This window comes from Comamonas sp. HJ-2 (assembly GCF_053615495.1).
In genome coordinates, this window is the sequence record NZ_JBSIFD010000001.1 from 120,812 (window position 1) to 138,355 (window position 17,544).

15 protein-coding genes are annotated in these 17,544 nt (G+C 63.8%); 11 read left to right on the forward strand and 4 right to left on the reverse strand.

Annotation, left to right across the window (positions count from 1 at the left end):
* The first annotated feature begins 92 nt into the window (after window positions 1-92).
* Both ACWGXF_RS00540 and ACWGXF_RS00545 read left to right on the forward strand, forming a co-directional pair.
* Entirely contained in the window at window positions 93-530 is a 438-nt protein-coding gene (locus tag ACWGXF_RS00540; RefSeq protein WP_452101630.1) for a cupin domain-containing protein, read from the forward strand.
* A gap of 94 nt (window positions 531-624) precedes the next feature.
* Complete coding sequence (locus ACWGXF_RS00545; protein ID WP_452101631.1) at window positions 625-990, forward strand: DUF5329 domain-containing protein; 366 nt, start codon at window positions 625-627, stop codon at window positions 988-990.
* 16 nt (window positions 991-1,006) lie between these two features.
* Here ACWGXF_RS00545 and ACWGXF_RS00550 read toward each other — a convergent pair whose 3' ends face one another.
* A complete protein-coding gene (locus ACWGXF_RS00550) occupies window positions 1,007-1,882 on the reverse strand; it encodes a methylglyoxal synthase (RefSeq protein ID WP_012837335.1) in 876 nt (291 codons plus the stop codon).
* A 183-nt stretch (window positions 1,883-2,065) separates the two neighbouring features.
* Between ACWGXF_RS00550 and ACWGXF_RS00555 the strand changes: the two genes are divergently transcribed.
* The 9 genes from ACWGXF_RS00555 to ACWGXF_RS00595 all read left to right on the forward strand — a co-directional run bounded on the left by ACWGXF_RS00555 (window position 2,066) and on the right by ACWGXF_RS00595 (window position 13,027).
* The gene (locus ACWGXF_RS00555; protein WP_054073600.1) at window positions 2,066-2,929 is read left to right on the forward strand and encodes an alpha/beta hydrolase; all 864 of its coding nucleotides are present in this window, start codon (window positions 2,066-2,068) and stop codon (window positions 2,927-2,929) included.
* 158 nt (window positions 2,930-3,087) lie between these two features.
* On the forward strand, window positions 3,088-4,263 hold the full coding sequence (locus tag ACWGXF_RS00560; protein ID WP_452101632.1) for a multidrug effflux MFS transporter: 1,176 nt from the start codon (window positions 3,088-3,090) through the stop codon (window positions 4,261-4,263).
* Window positions 4,264-4,379: 116 nt separating this feature from the next.
* Window positions 4,380-5,378 carry a tripartite tricarboxylate transporter substrate-binding protein gene (locus tag ACWGXF_RS00565; RefSeq protein ID WP_452101633.1) on the forward strand — a complete coding sequence of 333 codons (999 nt, stop codon included), beginning with the start codon at window positions 4,380-4,382 and terminating at the stop codon, window positions 5,376-5,378.
* 16 nt (window positions 5,379-5,394) lie between these two features.
* Window positions 5,395-6,717, forward strand: coding sequence for a sulfatase family protein (locus ACWGXF_RS00570; RefSeq protein WP_034359900.1), 1,323 nt, complete (start codon window positions 5,395-5,397; stop codon window positions 6,715-6,717).
* Between the two features lie 120 nt (window positions 6,718-6,837).
* Window positions 6,838-7,845 carry a tRNA (adenosine(37)-N6)-dimethylallyltransferase MiaA gene (miaA, locus tag ACWGXF_RS00575; protein WP_452101634.1) on the forward strand — a complete coding sequence of 336 codons (1,008 nt, stop codon included), beginning with the start codon at window positions 6,838-6,840 and terminating at the stop codon, window positions 7,843-7,845.
* Window positions 7,846-7,883: 38 nt separating this feature from the next.
* Entirely contained in the window at window positions 7,884-8,618 is a 735-nt protein-coding gene (locus tag ACWGXF_RS00580; protein ID WP_034408705.1) for an ABC transporter ATP-binding protein, read from the forward strand.
* Between the two features lie 20 nt (window positions 8,619-8,638).
* Window positions 8,639-11,263: an FtsX-like permease family protein gene (locus ACWGXF_RS00585; RefSeq protein ID WP_452101635.1), complete on the forward strand. Its 2,625-nt coding sequence runs from the start codon at window positions 8,639-8,641 to the stop codon at window positions 11,261-11,263.
* A gap of 87 nt (window positions 11,264-11,350) precedes the next feature.
* Window positions 11,351-11,791 carry a VOC family protein gene (locus tag ACWGXF_RS00590; RefSeq protein WP_054073596.1) on the forward strand — a complete coding sequence of 147 codons (441 nt, stop codon included), beginning with the start codon at window positions 11,351-11,353 and terminating at the stop codon, window positions 11,789-11,791.
* Window positions 11,792-11,854: 63 nt separating this feature from the next.
* A complete protein-coding gene (locus tag ACWGXF_RS00595) occupies window positions 11,855-13,027 on the forward strand; it encodes a lipocalin-like domain-containing protein (protein WP_256629910.1) in 1,173 nt (390 codons plus the stop codon).
* On the opposite strand, the gene ACWGXF_RS00600 is transcribed toward ACWGXF_RS00595, so the two are convergent.
* The 3 genes from ACWGXF_RS00600 to ACWGXF_RS00610 form a co-directional block, all read right to left on the reverse strand.
* Entirely contained in the window at window positions 13,016-13,696 is a 681-nt protein-coding gene (locus ACWGXF_RS00600) for a TetR/AcrR family transcriptional regulator (protein ID WP_012837325.1), read from the reverse strand. The two genes, ACWGXF_RS00595 and ACWGXF_RS00600, sit on opposite strands and share 12 nt — an antisense overlap.
* Before the next feature lie 177 nt (window positions 13,697-13,873).
* Window positions 13,874-16,318, reverse strand: coding sequence for a membrane-bound PQQ-dependent dehydrogenase, glucose/quinate/shikimate family (locus ACWGXF_RS00605; RefSeq protein ID WP_452101636.1), 2,445 nt, complete (start codon window positions 16,316-16,318; stop codon window positions 13,874-13,876).
* 222 nt (window positions 16,319-16,540) lie between these two features.
* A complete protein-coding gene (locus ACWGXF_RS00610) occupies window positions 16,541-17,533 on the reverse strand; it encodes a branched-chain amino acid ABC transporter permease (protein ID WP_003064416.1) in 993 nt (330 codons plus the stop codon).
* Between the last annotated feature and the right edge of the window lie 11 nt (window positions 17,534-17,544).

Sequence of the window (17,544 nt, forward strand, 5' to 3'; positions counted from 1 at the left end):
TAGGGCTGCCCCCATGGCATGGCCGCACTCCTTCCCGGTACAAGTGACAGGTTTCACAACTTGTTTCTGTAAAAACCGTGGAGGGTAATTTCATGTCCTTGATTCGCCGCGCCAGCTTTTCGACCCTGCTTTGCAGCAGCGCCTTCATGCTGTTCAGCCAGAATGCCCTGGCCCAGGCTGCTGCGCCCCAGGCGGGTGCGGCTCAGACCGGGGGCCTGTCCCGGACCATGGTCGGCAAGGCCGATGTTTCGGTACCGGGTCGCGAAGCCGTGGTAGCCAAGGTGGAGGTCGCCCCAGGCTCACGCGCGGGCCGCCACACCCACCCTGGCGACGAGATCAGCTATATCAGCGAGGGCGAGGTCGATCTGCTGATCGACGGCCAGCCGCCGCGCACGCTCAAGGCCGGCGAAACCTTTGTCGTTCCCGCAGGTGTGATTCATGATGCACACAATGCCAGCAATGGCACGGTCAAGCTGATTGGCGTGTATGTCGTGGAGAAGGGCAAGCCTCTGGCCACGCCGGCCCCTTGAGCAGCACACGGCTTCGACCGACCAAGACCAGGCCGCAGTCCATCGCTGCGGCCTTTGTTCTTTACTCGGATCTTCTTCTGTAGGATCAACCCACATGAAGCACACCGTTACCGCCCTGCTGCTGGGTGCAGCCTGCAGCTTGAGTCTTGCCGCATCGCCCACGGCAGCCGCGACTCAGGAGATCGAGTACCTGATCGGCCACCTCAAAGCCTCGGGTTGCGAGTTCCAGCGCAATGGCAGCTGGCATGACAGCACCAAGGCCGCCGAACATCTGCGCGGCAAATACGACTATCTGCTCAAAAAGGGCTGGGTGGCGACGACCGAGGACTTCATTGCCCGCGCAGGCACGGAGAGCAGCATCAGCCACAAGCCCTACCAGGTGCGCTGCAGCGGCAAGGAGGCCGAAGCCAGCGCCAGCTGGCTGCAGGCCGAGCTCAAGCGCTACCGCAACCGCCAGTAGCGCTCAGCACCCCGCCTCAGCCTGCGCGCTTGACGGCCGCATCGCACCAGCGCTGCGCCACCTGGGGCGAGGTGCTGCAGACCGCATCGTGCGTAACCGTGGTCACGGCGCGCTCCAGCAGCTGGATATCGGCTTCGTGCTGACGTGCCACATGCGGGTCTTCAAAGAAGATGGCGCGGTGGCAGCGCTTTTCCAGAACCAGATCGGCAATCTGCGCATCACCGCCCAGCGGGCCGCTGTTGTAGCGGTCCACCCAGGGCTTGTCAGCTGGCCAGCCCTTGCTCCAGGCCATTTCGTTGAGTTTCTGACCCGTGGTGCCCGTACCCACGCGGCGGCGATAGCGGCTGAGCAACTCGAAGTTGTGTGCTGCAAAGTCCAGCATGGTGGGCTTCATGGCATCGTGGGCAATCAGCGCCAGCGTCTGGTTCTCATAGTCGTGAAAGCGGTCGGCATTGCGGTCGCGCGCCAGGCCGGCGTGAATGCGCTCCATCTCGATCCAGTCGCGCGTGGAGGCAACCGTGGAAAGAAAAGGCTTGCCGTGGATCACGCACTGGCGCTTCAAGGCCAGGGCTTCGGGAAAGATGGACGAAGGGTCCACCGGGTCCATCAGATAGATGGCGCCGTCGAGAGTGCGCTCGTCACCCTCCATGCCCACCACCTCGGCCACCAGCCTCATGAGCCCGCCCTCGCGGCCATAGGGATAGCGCACCAGGCCTTTGTAGCCCTGAAGCATGCTGGCCGCCGTGATGGCGTCATAGGTGCGGCCCACGGTATGAAAGCCCAGCTTGAGCTCGCGAATTCCGGCCTCGCAGGCGCGCAGCAGGGCAAACAGCGCGGCATCCTCGGTTTGGTGGTGGAGTTTGTTGGCGGCAAGGCCCAGGCAGATCGACATAGTGAACTAATCCTTCAAACAGGCTTCAAACGCTCGCAAACTCTGCGTAACCAGCTATGCATTTGCGGCTTGAAACACCCGCAAGAATATCGCCAATTCATGCACTCCAGATGACTGGGGCCAGGTCAGACAGCCATACTTGCACAGCACTTGACAGCCGCCATCTTCCGTCGCTCTTCTTCCATGCCCAAGACCTCACGCTTCTGGAGCCCCCGCCGCATCGCGGCAGCACTCGGTCTGGCCTTGCTGCTGATGCTCGCGAGCTGGGGCATGCGCGAGCTCGATGCCAGGCAGCGGGTCTGGATTTTTCAGCCCAGCGACCGCAGCTGGCCCGGAGCCAACACGGCCGGCATGCAGGAGCGATGGATAGACTTTCGCAGCCGCGACGGCAGCGCCGCCAGGCTGCATGCCCTCTGGATGCCATCCAGCGATGCACGCGCTCCCCTGCTGCTGTTTCTGCATGGAGCGCGCTGGAATGTGACGGGCTCCTCGCCACGCATACGGCGCCTGCAGGCCATGGGCTTTTCGGTGCTGGCCGTGGACTACCGCGGCTTTGGCAAGAGCAGCCCGGCCCTGCCCTCGCAGGCCTCGGCCGCCGAGGATGCCCGTGCCGCCTGGGACTGGCTGGGCCGACAGGCCGCAGGCAGGCCGCGCTATATCTTCGGCCACTCGCTGGGCGGCGCCGTTGCTATTGATCTGGCCAGCTCCGTCAAGGATGAAAGCGGGGTGCTGGTCGAGTCCACCTTCACCAGCATTCCCGATGTGTTCGACTCCATGCGCTGGGGCTGGCTGCCCGTGAACTGGTTGATCACGCAGCGCTTCAACTCGGTCGACACCGTGGCGGACATCGGCTCGCCGCTGCTGGTCGTGCATGGCACGGCCGACCCGCTGATTCCGGCCCGACTGGGCCAGCAACTGTTCGACGCGGCGCGCGAGCCCAAACGGCTGATCCTGGTCGAGGGCGCCAGCCACCACAACACCCAGTCCAAGGCGCTGGCGCAATACCGCCAGGCGCTGCATGAGCTGTTCGGCCTGAGTCCGCGCTGAGCGACATCGCCACATACTGTCTCGTCAGCATACGTACCAATGGACAGGTTCTGATAGTCTGTCTGGCTATGTCTGCGCCGCCTGCCCTGAAATCAAAGCCAAATCCCGCTCAATCCCTTGATGAGAAAGCGAAGAGTGCTCCTGAATCTGCAGTCCTTGTGATTCTCACACTGGGGCTGCTGCTGGGTCTGCAACCGCTGGCAACCGATCTCTATCTGCCCGCCCTGCCTCAGCTGCAGCAAGGTTTCGGCGCCCATGTCTCGCAGGCCCAGCTGACACTGACCGGCTTTTTGCTGGCCTTTGGCTGCTCGCAGATTTTCTGGGGCCCTCTGTCGGACCGGCTGGGCCGCCGCCCGGTCTTGCTGCTGGGCATCAGCGGCTATGTGATCGCCGCTCTGGGCTGCGCCAGTGCCCAGAGCATGGAGGCCTTGATTGCCTGGCGCAGCCTGCAAGGCGCCGCCCTGGGCGCCGGCGTGATGTGCGCGCGTGCCGTGGTCCGCGATCTCTACGCACCGCATATGGGCGCGCAAGTCATGTCCAAGGCGCTGACAGGCCTGGGCGTGCTGGCCTTTCTGGCCCCCATCAGTGGCAGCTTGCTCGTGGGCTGGCTGGGCTGGCGTTCCACCATGCTGGCCCAGGCCTTCATGGGCTGCCTGGCCTGGCTGCTGGTGGTGCTGCGCTTCAGGGAGTCGATTCCCCAGCGCAACCCGCAGGCGCTGCAAGCGGGCAATCTGCTGCGCACCTGGTCGCGCATTGTGCGCAACCCCATGTTCCAGGCCTACAACCTGCTGACCTGCTTCAGCTATGCAGGCCTGTTCACCAATCTGGCGGCCTCTTCGTTCACCTACATCAACGTGCTGCATATGGAGCGCACGCAATACGGGCTGATGCTGGGCGGCAACGCGCTGTGCTATATCGCCGGCACCTTCGCCTGCCGCCGTCTGCTGCGCAGCATGAGCGTGCAGCGCACCGTGGCCGTGGCGGGGGTGTTGTCGCTGACGGCAGGCTCCCTCATGGGCCTGGCGGCCCTGGCCGATCTGCGCAGCATCTGGGCCTATGCCCTGCCCTTCTGTCTCTACCAGATCGCCCACGGCATTCACATGCCCTGCGGACAAAGCAATGCCATCGCGCCCTTCCCCCAGGCAGCGGGCACGGCCTCGGCCATCAACGGCCTGGTGATGATGCTGATGGCGTTTGCCATGGGACATTGGCTGGGACTGAATCTGGATGCGGATTCCACCATGCCGCTGGCTTTCGGCATCTGGTTCTGGTCGGCTTGCACGGCGGTCACGGCATGGACGCTGATACAGCGTTTCGGCATCAGCAAATCATGATTTGAAATAAGATTTATTGGTTATTTAAAAACCAATTTTTATTATTTTTCTTTTTATAGAGATTTTTTGAGAATGCCTGGACTGGCCAACGCGCCGCACTTTTGTGATCTCCAGCCATGCATTCCCGCCGCCTCTTTCTTCAGCAATCGCTGCTCGCCGCCAGCTCCGCCGGCTTCTCCTTGAACTCTCTGGCCAAGGCCGCCGAGATCTCCGCCGTTCCTCAATCCAGCCGCATTCTGGTGGGCTTTGGCGCAGGCGGCGGCATCGATCTGCTGGCACGCGTGCTGGCCGAAAACATCGCCGCACAGCTGGGCAGGAGCCACTATGTGGTGGTGGACAACAAGCCCGGCGCCAACGGCCAGATTGCCGCACAGACTCTGCTCAACGCCCCCAGCGACGGCAGCACCTATCTGATCGCACCGCTGATCACCCCGGTGCTCTCGCAGATCGTCTACAAAAAGCCCGGCTACGACCCTGCACGCGACTTCTCTCCGGTGGGCCTGCTCGCGCATTTCCAGTTCGGCCTGGCCGTCCCCGCCAGACACCCGGCGCGCAATATTCAGGAATATGTGGCCTGGCTCAAGGCCAACCCCGAGAAGGCCAACTTCGGCAGTCCCGCCGTGGGCAGCCTGCCGCATTTCTTCGGCCTGCTGCTGGGCGAAGCAGCGGGCGTCAACATCGTGCATGTGCCCTACAAGGGCGGTCCGGCCATGATGACGGATCTGATCAGCGGCCAGCTGGCCTCCGCCATCCAGACCACCAGCGAGCTCGCTCCGCTGCACAAGGAAGGCAAGGTGCGCATTCTGGGCACTTTCGGCAACCAGCGCGGTCGCGAGCTGCCCGATGTGCCGACCTTTGCCGAAGCCGGCTACCCCAAGGCCACAGGCAGCGGCTGGTACAGCCTGTGGGCACGCAAAGGAACTTCGCCCGAAGCCATTGCCGCCGTCAACCGCGCCGTCAACCACGCGTTGCTGGACCCCAAGCTGCAGCCCAGATGGGCCGAGCTGTCCCTGCAGCCTGACCCGCGCACGCCGCAGGCGCTGGAGCAGTTGCGCGTGGCCGAAGTCGCCAAATGGCGTCCCGTGATTGCCAATTCCGGCTTTGCCATCGAATAAGCAGAACGACCTACTCATGACCGCACCGAATATCGTTTTCATCCTGGCCGACGATCTGGGCTGGGCCGACCTGGGCGTCTATGGCGCCACCGATTTCAAGACCCCGCATCTGGACCGCCTCGCCGCCCAGGGCGTGCGCTTCAATCAGGCCTATGCCAACTCGGCCGTCTGCTCGGCCACCCGCATTGCGCTGATCACCGGGCGCTATCAGTACCGGCTCCAGGCTGGGCTTGAAGAGCCGCTGGCACGCCATGGCGCGCAACTAGGCCTGCCTGCCGATCACCCCACGCTGCCATCGCTGCTCAAGCAAGCGGGCTACGATACGGCGCTGATAGGCAAATGGCATCTGGGCAAGCCGCCCGCCTACGGCCCGCAGCGCAGCGGCTACGACTATTTCTTCGGCAATCACAGCGGTGCCATTGACTACTTCACGCACAAGCCCGGCGTGGGCGAGCAGTTCAGCCCCGACCTCTGGCAAGGCAACGAGCCCGTGGAGCGCACGGGCTACTACACCTATATCCTGGGGGATGAGGCCACACGCTATGTCCATGAGCGCAAGGACCAGGACAAGCCTTTTTTCCTATCGCTGCACTTCACGGCACCGCACTGGCCCTGGGAAGGGCCTGACGACGAGCATGTCGCGCACAGCATCAAGGACCTGTTCCACTACGACGGCGGCAGTCTCAAGAAATATGGCGAAATCGTCGAGGCGCTGGACAAGGCCGTGGGCCAGGTGCTGCAGGCGCTCGATGACACCGGCCAGGCCGACAACACCATCGTCATCTTCACCAGCGACAACGGCGGCGAACGCTTTTCCAAGACCTGGCCTTTCACCGGTCAGAAAACCGAGCTGCTCGAAGGCGGCATCCGCGTACCCACACTGCTGCGCTGGAGCGCCCGCATCCAGCCACAGGTCCAGGAGCAGGTCACCGCCAGCTTCGACTGGCTGCCCACGCTGCTGGCCGCCGCAGGTGCCAGACCTCACCCGGACTTCCCCAGCGACGGCCAGAACATCCTGCCCATTCTGGAGGGCCATGCAGCCAATACCGAGCGCAGCCTGTTCTGGCGCTACAAATCACAGACCCAGCGTGCCGTGCGCCAGGGACCCTGGAAATACCTCAAGATCAACGACAACGAGTTTTTGTTCAATGTGGAGGAGGACGCCCGCGAACGCGCCAATCTCAAGGAGCATCAGCCAGCAATCTTTGCCGGGCTGCGCAGGCAGTGGGAGGAATGGAACGAGCAATTGCTGCCCATCACGGCCGAAATCTACAGCCACGGCCTCTCGCCCGACATTCAGGCCGATCGCTATGTGCCGGCACGCCTGAGCCGGGGCTAGGCAGGGCACTAAGCCCCACCGCTGCCGCCAGGCGGCAGGCTGCGTTATCCTTCACAACCAGCAAGAACCAATGACCGGCGGTCATTGGTTCTTGTGCTTTGACCTGTACGGATTTCGCCCATGACTGCTGCCCACACCCTGCCCTGTATCGCCATTGCCGGCCCCACTGCCTCGGGCAAGACTGCGGCAGCGCTGGCACTGGCCGAGCGCCTGGCACAACGCGGGCAGAAGGCCGAGATCATCAGCGTGGATTCGGCCCTGGTCTACAAAGGCATGGACATAGGCACGGCCAAGCCCACAAGGGACGAGCTGGCTGCCGTGCCGCATCACCTCATCGACATCATCGATCCGCTGCAGGCTTATAGCGCGGCCGAGTTCGTGCGCGACACGCAGACCCTGGTTGCCGAAATCCGCGCTCGCCAGGCCATACCTCTGCTGGTGGGCGGCACCATGCTGTACTTCAAGGCGCTGATGGACGGGCTGGACGATATGCCCGCCGCCGACCCCGAAGTGCGCGCCATGCTGGACGCGCAGGCCGCCGAACTGGGCTGGCCCGCCATGCATGCCAGACTGGCCCAGGTGGACCCCGTCACCGCAGCACGCCTGGCCCCCGGCGACAGCCAGCGCATCCAGCGCGCGCTTGAGGTCTGGCAGGTCTCGGGCAAACCGCTTTCGAGCTTTCACACGACCAGGAACAAAACGGGCCCTGCAGAACAGATGGGACTTGCAACGCTTTTCTCGCTGGAGCCTGCAGAGCGAACCTGGCTGCACCAGCGCATTGCGCTGCGCTTTGATCTCATGCTGGAGCAGGGCTTCCTCGACGAAGTGCGCAGCCTGCGCGCGCGCGAAGACCTGCATCTGGATCTGCCCTCGATGCGCTGCGTGGGCTATCGCCAGGCCTGGGAAGCGCTGGATGCTGTGGAGGCCGATCCCGGCAAGCCGCTGGACATGGCAGGCCTGCGCGAGCGCGGCATCGCCTCCACACGCCAGTTGGCCAAGCGCCAGATCACCTGGCTGCGCTCCATGCCCCAGCGCCATGCCATTGCCTGCGATGCACCCGGCGCCCAGCAGCAATTGCTGGATGCCGCCATGGCAGCCATTGACGCGGCGCAGCGAGACGCCAGCTAAGAACCACGACCGCAGCCGCCCATCGTTAAGATCGCTGCATGGCTGCCACCGACTCACCCCACGCCCTTCCGCTGCTGCAGGTCAGCGACCTTGCCAAACGCTATGGCGAGGGCGAGGCCCAGACCACGGTCTTCGCGCAGGTGAGCTGCGAGATCGCCGCCGGCGAGTTCGTCGCCATCGTCGGCAACTCCGGCGTGGGCAAGTCCACCTTTCTCAACTGCCTGGCCGGGCTGGACAGCTGGCAGCAAGGCCGGGTTCTGCACAACGGCACGGATCTTTCCACGCTCGATGAAGCCCGGCGTGCCATCTGGCGGCGCGCGCATCTGGGCTTTGTGTTCCAGGCCTTTCATGTCCTGCCCCATCTCGATGTGGCGCAGAACGTTGCCCTGCCGCTGATGCTGCTCGGGCGCATGGACGTGCAGGGTCAGCAGCGCGTGCAGCAGGTGCTGCAAGCCGTGGGACTCGCGGGTCTGGGCCAGCGCCTGCCCCAGCAGCTCAGCGGCGGCCAGCTGCAGCGCGTGGCCATAGCGCGAGCCCTGGTGCATTCACCGCCTCTGCTGCTGGCCGATGAGCCCACGGGCAATCTGGACCCATCCACAGCCCAGCAGATCATGGACTTGCTGCTGCAGCAAACCCGCGACAACGGCACGGCGCTGGTACTGGTCACCCATTCCGCAGAAGCGGCCAGACGCGCCGACCGCGTGCTGCGGCTGACGGCCGATGGCATGCAGGCCGAACTCTCGGTGTCGCAGCAAACATCGCTAGGCCTGTGACTTCACGCCCTCCGCTTCTTATGCTGCTGAGCAGCTTCTCCTGGCAGGAGCTGCGCCAGCATCCCTGGCGCACGGCCACGGCGCTGATTGCCATCATGCTTGGCGTGGCGCTGGGCTTTGCCGTCCATGTGATCAACCAGTCGGCACTGGACGAATTTTCCAGGGCTGTGCGCAGCGTCAACGGCCAGCCCGATCTGCAACTGCACGCCATGCAGGGCGGTCTGCCGCTGGCACTCTATCCGCAGGTGGCGCAGACCCGGGGCGTCGCCACCGCCGTTCCCTGGGTCGAGACCACGGTGTTGCTGCCGGGCAGCACTGCAGATTTGCAGACGCGCAGCACGCTAGGAGCAGCGCAAGGCGTGAGCTTGCGCGTGCTCGGCAGCGATGCCCTCAAACTGGCACCTGTCGCCCCGGCCCTGATGCCGCGCCTGTTTGAAGGCAGCAACCGGCTCGATCTGTTTGCACCCGACGCCGTATTTCTCAATGCCGCCGCCTTGCAGGCCCTGCGACTGAGTCCTGAACAAGCCGCCAACGCCCCCATGCAATGGCTGCTCAACGGCCAGGCCCAGCAACTTCGCATTGCGGGCACGGTAGCCGCCAGCGGCGCACCGGTCGCAGTCATGGACATTGGCGCACTGCAACAGAAGCTCGGCCTGTTTGACCGTATCGACAGGCTGGACCTTTTGCTGACCGACAGCGCCAGCCGCAGCCAGGTGGCCACCGCCCTGCACGCCCTGCCGGCCTGGCAAGACCAGGTATTGATCCAGCAGCCCAGCGACGATCAGCAGCGCGTGGGCGAGATGTCGCGCGCCTACCGCGTCAACCTCACGGTGCTGGCGCTGGTGGCCTTGTTCACAGGAGCGTTTCTGGTGTTCTCGGTACTGGCGCTCAGCGTGGCACAGCGCGCGCCGCAGTTTGCGCTGCTGGCCGTGCTCGGCGCCACGCCGCGCCAGCGCATGGCACTGGTGCTGCTGGAAGCGCTGGCGCTGGGGCTTATAGGCAGCCTGGCCGGTATTGCACTGGGTACGGCACTGGCCTGGCTGGCGCTGCAGGTGCTGGGCGGCGATCTGGGCGGCGGCTTCTTTGCCGGCGTGCAGCCCGCCCTGCACTGGAGCCCTGTGGCAGCGCTGGTCTTCGGTCTGCTGGGCATTGCCGCCACGCTGGCCGGAGCCTGGTGGCCCGCACGCGCCGCCATGGATCTGCCGCCAGCGGCCACGCTCAAGGGACTGGGCAGCACGCATGAGAGAGCCCCGCGCCTGTGGCCCGCAGTGACGCTGCTTGCAGCCAGCCTGGTGCTGGCCTTTATGCCACCGGTGGCAGGTATCCCGCTGGCGGCCTATATGGCAGTGGGCCTGCTGTTGCTGGGCGGCATGTCAGCTCTGCCCTGGCTGCTGGGTTCGGTGCTGGGACTGGTACCCAAGGCCTTCTCGCGCCAGCCGCTGGCCATGCTGGCGCTGGAGCGCGCGCGGCGCATGCGCCACGCCACCACCGTGGCCGTGGGTGGTGTGGTGGCCAGCCTGAGCCTGGCCGTGGCCCTGACGGTGATGGTCACCAGCTTTCGCGGCAGCATGATGGAGTGGCTGGACGCCGTATTGCCCGCCCCCATGTATGTGCGCGCCGCCGGCGGCTCCAGCCGTGTCGATGCAGCCCTGCTGCCGGCCGATGCGGCGCAGCGCCTGGAACAGCTACCTGGCATAGAACGAGCCCAGGCCATGCGCAGCAGCCAGCTGGTACTGAGCCCCGAACGCCCGGCCATCAGTCTGCTGATTCGACCTCTTCAAGGGCAGCAGGCCATGCAGCTTCCCTGGGTGGAGGGTCCAATTCATGAGACACGCCCAGGCATTGCCGTGCACATCAGCGAAGCCGTGGCCCAGCTCTATGGCCTGAAGCCCGGTGATGCGTGGCCGCTGCTTTCCAAGGCTTTCAGCCTTCAAACCCATGACCACCAGACGCCGGAAGCTTCTTTTTACATAGCATCCGTGTGGCGCGACTATGTGCGTCAGTTCGGTGCCGTGGCCCTGGACTGGAAGGACTACCTGGCACTGGTGGGTCATGCAGGCAATGCCGCGCAGATCAGCGAGATCGCCGTCTGGCCGGAGTCCCAAAGCCAGCTGTCTGGCACCGATCTGCAAGCGGCGATAGAGCAGGCCCTCGGCACGCCGGGGCAATCCCCCCCTGCGCTGGAGTTTGTCAGCAGCCAGGCGCTGCGCGAGCGCTCCCTGCGCATTTTCGATCGCAGCTTTGCCGTCACCTACTGGCTGCAGGCCGTGGCCATAGGCATAGGCCTGTTCGGCATTGCCGCCAGCTTCAGCGCCCAGGTGCTGGCCAGGCGCAAGGAATTCGGGCTGCTGGCCCACCTGGGCCTGACGCGCCGCAATGTGCTGAGCGTGGTCGCCGCCGAGGGTCTGGCCTGGACCATGCTGGGCGCCATCGCGGGCACGCTGCTGGGCCTGGGCGTGGCCGTGATCCTCGTGCATGTGGTCAACCCGCAGAGCTTTCACTGGACCATGGAGCTGCGCCTGCCCCTGCTACGCCTGCTGGCGCTGGGTGCTGCCGTGGTGCTGGCAGGCGTCATCACCGCGTGGCTGGCCGGGCGCCGGGCCGCCAGTGCCGACGCGGTGCTGGCCGTCAAGGAAGACTGGTAGCTATACCAGCACCCCTGTCAGCGTTTTTCACACGATTGCGCCATGGCGCGGCGCACAATGAAACCTCAACCCCTGCGAGGAGTTCGTATGCAAATCCAGCCCTATCTCTTTTTCGACGGTCGCTGCGAAGAGGCCCTGGATTTCTACCAGGCCGCTCTGGGGGCCGAGATCACCATGCTGATGCGCTACAAGGATGCTCCGCCGCAACCCGAGTCATCGAGCCAGCAAGGCTGCGGCCCGGGCCAGATGGATCCCGAAAAAATCATGCACGCCAATGTCCAGATTGGCGAGACGCAGATCATGGCATCCGACGGCATGAACAGCGGCAAGCCGGACTTCAAAGGCTTTTCTCTGTCCATCACCGCGCCCAGCGAGAATGAGGCCGACCGCATATTTGCCGCCATCGGCCAGGGCGGCAAGGTACAGATGGCGCTGGACACCACGTTTTTTGCGCGTCGTTTTGGCGTGGTGACCGACCGCTTCGGGGTCAGCTGGATGGTGATCGTTCCCCTGGTCGATATCGGCTGAGGTAGCGCAAAGCAGCACCTCGGGGTGACGGCATTGCGCTGATCGGCTCGGCGACAATGGGTCATGCCTTATCAGCCCACGCCCTCCCAGCCTCAACAACCGGCACTGCTGGCCCTGTCACGCAGGCAGTCCCTGCAGAGGCTGGCTGCTGCCGGTCTGGGCTGGGCGACTCTGGGCCTGCCTCTGCCAGGCATGGCTTTGCCGTCCAGAACCTTGCAGTTTCCGCGCGACTTCGGCAGCCACCCGGATCTGCAGACCGAGTGGTGGTACATCACCGGGCAATTGCAGGCCGGCGGCAAGCCCTGGGGCTTTCAGCTGACTTTCTTTCGCTCGCGCATCGAAGCCGCGCAAGGCCTGCAATCGGCGCTCGCGGCCAAGCAGTTGATCTTTGCCCATGCGGCCCTGTGCGATGTCGAGGGCCAAAAGCTGCGCCACGACCAGCGCATGGCGCGCGCGGGACTGGGCCTGGCCGGAGCCAGCGAAAACGATACCGATGTGCATATCAACGACTGGTATCTTCAGCGTCGACCCGTACCGGGACGAAACGCCAGCGAAGCCAGTCGCTACAGAGCTCTGCTGAGCAGCCAGGACTTCATACTGGATCTTGAATTTGACAGCACTCAGCCACTGCTGCTGCAGGGCTTGAATGGTCTTTCACGCAAAGGCCCGCGTGAGGAACAGGCCAGCTACTACTACAGTCAGCCTCAGCTCAAGGTCGGCGGCTCCATCACCGTGGACGGGCAGCAACTGCCTGTGCAAGCCAGCGCACACAACCGCGCCTGGCTGGACCATGAATGCAGCGCGGCCATCATGGACCCTGAGGCTCAGGGCTGGGACTGGATAGGCATGAATCTCGATGACGGCAGCGCCCTCACGGCCTTTCATCTGCGCCGCCGCAATGGATCGGCGCTCTGGGCCGGTGGTTCATTCCGCGCGCCGAACCAGAGCGCGCACATCTTTGCCGCCGATCAGGTACGGTTCAAACCGCTGCGCCACTGGAGCAGCCCGCACAGCAAAGCAAGCTACCCTGTGGCCTGGAGCGTGCAGACACCGGCGGGCCGTTTCGAGGTTTATGCGCTGCTGGACGACCAGGAACTCGACAGTCGCGCCAGCACCGGCGCCATTTACTGGGAGGGTCTGTGCGAGCTGCGCAGCATCGGCGCCGATGGCAAAAGCGTCCGCGTAGGCAGCGGTTACCTGGAAATGACCGGCTATGCGAATGCACTAAGGCTTTAGGGCCTGGGGCTTGCACACCAAAGCGCGGAGCTGATCGAGCAGAAGCTGCAGATGGCGCTCGCGCAAGCTCTCGCCCAAGAGATCGACCTGCAGCAGGCTCTGCCAGGTCGCGGCATGATCCACGCGGAAGCCGGACAGGGCCGAAATCAGATAGTGGACATCGACCGCGCTCAGTTGATCCTTGAACAGGCCCTGCGCCACGCCGCGCTGCAGAATGCGCTCGATCGGCTCCAGCGCCGCCTTGCGCAACAGCTCGGTCTTGGAGATCTGGCCCAGCATCTCGCCGCCCTGGAAATTCTCCTGCAGCACCAGACGCGTGAACTCCTGGTTCTGCTCGTGATACTCGAAGCTCCTTTGCGCCAGCGCATGCAACGCCTGCAAGGGCTCCAGCGCATCGAGATTGAGCTGCTCCTCCGACTCGCGAATATCCGAGTAGCTCTGCTCGATGACCGCGAGGTACACGTCTTTCTTGTTGCCGAAGTAGTAGTAGAGCATGCGCTTGGCGCAGCCCGCCTTGGCGGCAATGCGTTCCAGCCGCGCTCCGTCATAGCCGTAATTGGCAAACTCGGTCTTGCCTGCGTCCAGCAGGGCTCGGCGCATATCGGCCGATGCCTCGTCTGCCGAAGGCTGCTGGCTCAGTGAATTTTCAGGACCTTGCTGCTCGCTCACGACCACATCTCCATTGACTCAAGCGCGCGAGCGTAACACGCAGCTCAGGCATGAAAAAAGGCCCCCCACGCTTCTCACTGCGTGTGGTCGCTGCCCCTCCGGGAGGGGCGCTGCCCGGCGATGAAAAAAGCCATGGCTCTGACGAGCCATGGCTGTTCGGTTCAATGCCTGCGTCGCTTATTTGCCGCTATCGGGCAATGCGTAGGCAATCACGTAGTCACCGCGGTCGGGCGACTGGCGGGCGCCGCCGGCCGAGATGACCACATATTGCTTGCCGGTTCTGGGCGACTTGTAAGTCATGGGGCCGCCCTGGCTGCCAACTGGCAGTCGGCCCTTCCAGATTTCCTTGCCGGTGGCGCTATCCCAGGCGCGCAGGTAGTAATCCTGCGTGCCGGCAAAGAACACCAGACCGCCCTGGGTCGCCAGCGTGCCGCCCAGTGTTGGCAGGCCCACAGGCATGGGCATGCGCATCTTGATGCCCATGGGACCCTGATCCTGCACCGTGCCCACGGGCACCTGCCAGACCACTTGCTGGGTCTTCATGTCGATGGCGGTCAGCGTGCCGAACGGAGGCTTCTGGCAAGGAATGCCCAGAGGCGACATGAAGCGGTCCTTGATCACCGCATAGGGAGTGCCTCCCAGCGGCACCTGACCCATGCCGGTGTTGGGCGCCTCGCCGCCGTCGGACAGCTTGTCCTTTTTCTGCTGGGGCATCATCTGCACCCACAGGCCCAGACGCATGTCGTTCACAAAGATCAGATTGTTGCCGGGATCCGCAGACAGGCCGCCCCAGTTCATGCCGCCCAGCGAACCCGGGAAGCTCAGCGACACATCGGTGCCAGGCGTGGTGAACAGGCCTTCATAGCGCATGGACTTGAACTTGATCCGGCAGATCAGCTGATCCACCGGCGTCGCGCCCCACATATCGGCTTCGGTCAGGGTCTTGGTGCCGATCTGCGGCATGCCCACGGACAGAGGCTGGGTCGGGGCATACTTTTCGCCGGGAATATGGCCGGGCTTGACGGCAATGTCTTCCACCTTGGTCAGCGGCTTGCCACTGTGGCGGTCCAGCACAAAGATCTGACCGGCCTTGGTACCGACCACCAGCGCTGGCGTCGTCTTGCCGTCCTGCAGAGGGAAATCGATCAGTGTGGGAGCCATGGGAAGGTCGAAGTCCCACAAATCGTTGTGCACGGTCTGATACACCCATTTTTCCTTGCCCGTGGCAGCATCCAGCGCGAGGATGGACGCACCGTACTTCAGGTCCGCTGCAGAGCGCGTGGCACCATACAGGTCCACCGAAGCCGATCCCATGGGCAGGTACACGGTATTGGAGCTCGGGTCGTAGGTCGTTCCCGCCCAGACATTGGCCGATGAGCGGGTGTAGGTCTCGCCGGGCTTGAGCACTTCATTGGGCGTGGCCGAGCCGGAGTCGAACGCCCAGCGCTGTGCGCCGGTCACTACATCGAAGCCGCGAATCACGCCACCAGGCATGTCCACCTGTACGTTGTCGGCCACGCGGCCGCCGATCACCACCGTAGTGCCGGCCACCGTGGGCGCCGATGTCAGGGTGTAGAAAGCGGGATTTGAAATAGTGCCGACACCCTGCTTGAGGTCGACCACGCCGTGATCGCCGAACTCGCCGCACAACTCGCCGTTGTCTGCGTTGATGGCAAACAGACGTGCATCGATGGTGTTCATCAGAATGCGGCGCTTGCAGGCGGCGCCAGCAGGCAGGCTCACCGCCTGCACGGGAGTCGATCCCGGCACGCTGGGCTGAGCCAGTGCGGCATCCGCATCGAAGTAGGCCAGTCCGCGGCAGCGCTCCCACACACCGCCCACATGGGAGTTGGTGTCATGACGCCACAGCTGCTTGCCGGTGTCGGCGTCGAGCGCAATCACGTTGTTGCTGGGCGTGCAGACAAACACCTTGTCGCCCACCTGCAGCGGTGTGGTCTGGTCTTCAGCGCCGGCGCCTGTGGACTTGGGTATGTCGCCGGTGCGAAAAGTCCAGGCCACCTGCAACTGGCTCACGTTGTCCACGTTGATCTGATCCAGCGCGGCAAAGCGGTCGTTGTTGCTGCTGTTGCCGTAATGGCTCCAGTCCTTCTGCTCGCCGGCAGCATCCACGGGCTTGCGTGCCACGGCAGACGGGGTCTGCACCTCGGGGTGAATCTGGAACATGGACACAAAGGCCGCCATGCCAGCCACCAGCATGACCGCCGCTGCAGCAAATGGCAGCTTGCTGGACGACGCCTTGCCCGGCTCACCAGCCTTACGCAGCAGGGGCATGCTGGCCAGCACCACCGCGGCAGCAAAGGTCAAGGCCAGCAGACGCGAAATCAGGCTCCAGTAATCCAGACCCACTTCGGCCAGCGCCCACAACACGGTCGCGCCGAAAGTGCCCAGGTAGAACCATGCACCGCTCACGCGGCGGCGAACCAATTGCACGCCGGACAGCAGCAGCCCCAGGCCAGCGAGCAAAAAGTACCAGCTGCCGCCCAGGCTGATGAGCTTGCCACCGCCTATCAAGAAGAACAGGCCGGCAAGCGCCAGCGCCGTCCCCAGAACCCAGAGCCAGATGCGCGCGGCCAAGGGCTGCGCCTGCTCCCGATGTGTCATATCGAACCTCGAACTGTATGCACCTGCACGCGCACCGGCATCCGGCTGCACTCAGGCATTTTTGAAATGAGAAAAAAAGTCCATTGTTGTGAGAAATAAAGTCCATCGCTTGCAAACGTGTACCAGCAATTTCAGAAATCTCTGAAAATTACCCTCTCCTGATCTGAGTCATGGCAATAAAAAAGGCCGCAGATGCGGCCTTGGTAGCGAGAGTGAAGCGCCCTATTTGCGACGTTGCAGCCAGGCGATCAGCTCGCCCATGATGCCCTTGCGGAACAGCAGCACACAGAGCACAAAGATCAGGCCGGTGACGATGGTGACCGACTCGCCCAGCGTGCTGAACCATTCCACGCCGGTTGCATGGGCCAGGAAGCTGCCGAACTCACCAATCTTGTTTTCCAGCGCCACGACGACCGCCGAACCCAGCAGCGGACCCGACAGCGTGCCCAGCCCCCCCATCAGCGTCATCAGAATCACATGACCGGAGGTGGTCCAGTGCACATCGGACAAGGTGGCGAAGCCCAGCACCAGGGTCTTGAGGGAACCGGCCAGACCCGTCAGGGCCGCAGAGATGACAAAGGCCAGCAGCTTGAAGCGGTTGACGTCATAGCCCAGCGAGATGGCACGCGGCTCGTTCTCCTTGATGGCCTTGAGCACCTGCCCAAACGGCGAGTGGATGGTGCGCACGATGAGTAGAAAAGCCGCTGCCACAATGATCAGCGCCACGTAGTACATGACCATATCGCTGCTCAGATCGATCACGCCGAACAGCTTGCCGCGCGGCACGCCCTGCAGGCCGTCTTCGCCGCCTGTGAACTTGGCCTGCAGCGCGACAAAGAACAGCATCTGTGCCAGCGCCAGCGTGATCATGGAGAAATAAATGCCCTGGCGACGGATGGCCAGCCAGCCAAAGATCAGGCCCAGCAGACCGCCGACCACCGTACCTAGCAACATGCCGACTTCGGGCGTAAAGCCCCAGGCCTTGATGGTGTAGCCCGCCACATAGGCCGCACCGCCCAGAAACGCGGCGTGGCCGAAGGACAGCAGACCCGTATAGCCCAGCAAGAGATTGAAGGCCGAAGCAAACAGTGCAAAGCACATCAGCTTCATGACAAAAACCGGATAGGCACCGAGGAAGGGCGCGACGATCAGGCCCAGCAGCAGCAGGCCGTAGCCCACGGGGGCAATGCGTTGAACAAGCGTCTTGGATTTCATGTCGTGCCCCT

Excerpts from the sequence above, each read along its gene's own strand:
- miaA (WP_452101634.1), top strand. The coding sequence starts at position 6,838 with ATGACTGCTGCCCACACCCTGCCCTGTATCGCCATTGCCGGCCCCACT.
- ACWGXF_RS00555 (WP_054073600.1), top strand. The coding sequence starts at position 2,066 with ATGCCCAAGACCTCACGCTTCTGGAGCCCCCGCCGCATCGCGGCAGCA.
- ACWGXF_RS00595 (WP_256629910.1), top strand. The coding sequence starts at position 11,855 with ATGCCTTATCAGCCCACGCCCTCCCAGCCTCAACAACCGGCACTGCTG.
- ACWGXF_RS00545 (WP_452101631.1), top strand. The coding sequence starts at position 625 with ATGAAGCACACCGTTACCGCCCTGCTGCTGGGTGCAGCCTGCAGCTTG.
- ACWGXF_RS00585 (WP_452101635.1), top strand. The coding sequence starts at position 8,639 with ATGCTGCTGAGCAGCTTCTCCTGGCAGGAGCTGCGCCAGCATCCCTGG.
- ACWGXF_RS00580 (WP_034408705.1), top strand. The coding sequence starts at position 7,884 with ATGGCTGCCACCGACTCACCCCACGCCCTTCCGCTGCTGCAGGTCAGC.
- ACWGXF_RS00550 (WP_012837335.1), bottom strand. The coding sequence starts at position 1,882 with ATGTCGATCTGCCTGGGCCTTGCCGCCAACAAACTCCACCACCAAACC.
- ACWGXF_RS00605 (WP_452101636.1), bottom strand. The coding sequence starts at position 16,318 with ATGACACATCGGGAGCAGGCGCAGCCCTTGGCCGCGCGCATCTGGCTC.
- ACWGXF_RS00610 (WP_003064416.1), bottom strand. The coding sequence starts at position 17,533 with ATGAAATCCAAGACGCTTGTTCAACGCATTGCCCCCGTGGGCTACGGC.
- ACWGXF_RS00565 (WP_452101633.1), top strand. The coding sequence starts at position 4,380 with ATGCATTCCCGCCGCCTCTTTCTTCAGCAATCGCTGCTCGCCGCCAGC.
- ACWGXF_RS00590 (WP_054073596.1), top strand. The coding sequence starts at position 11,351 with ATGCAAATCCAGCCCTATCTCTTTTTCGACGGTCGCTGCGAAGAGGCC.
- ACWGXF_RS00570 (WP_034359900.1), top strand. The coding sequence starts at position 5,395 with ATGACCGCACCGAATATCGTTTTCATCCTGGCCGACGATCTGGGCTGG.
- ACWGXF_RS00540 (WP_452101630.1), top strand. The coding sequence starts at position 93 with ATGTCCTTGATTCGCCGCGCCAGCTTTTCGACCCTGCTTTGCAGCAGC.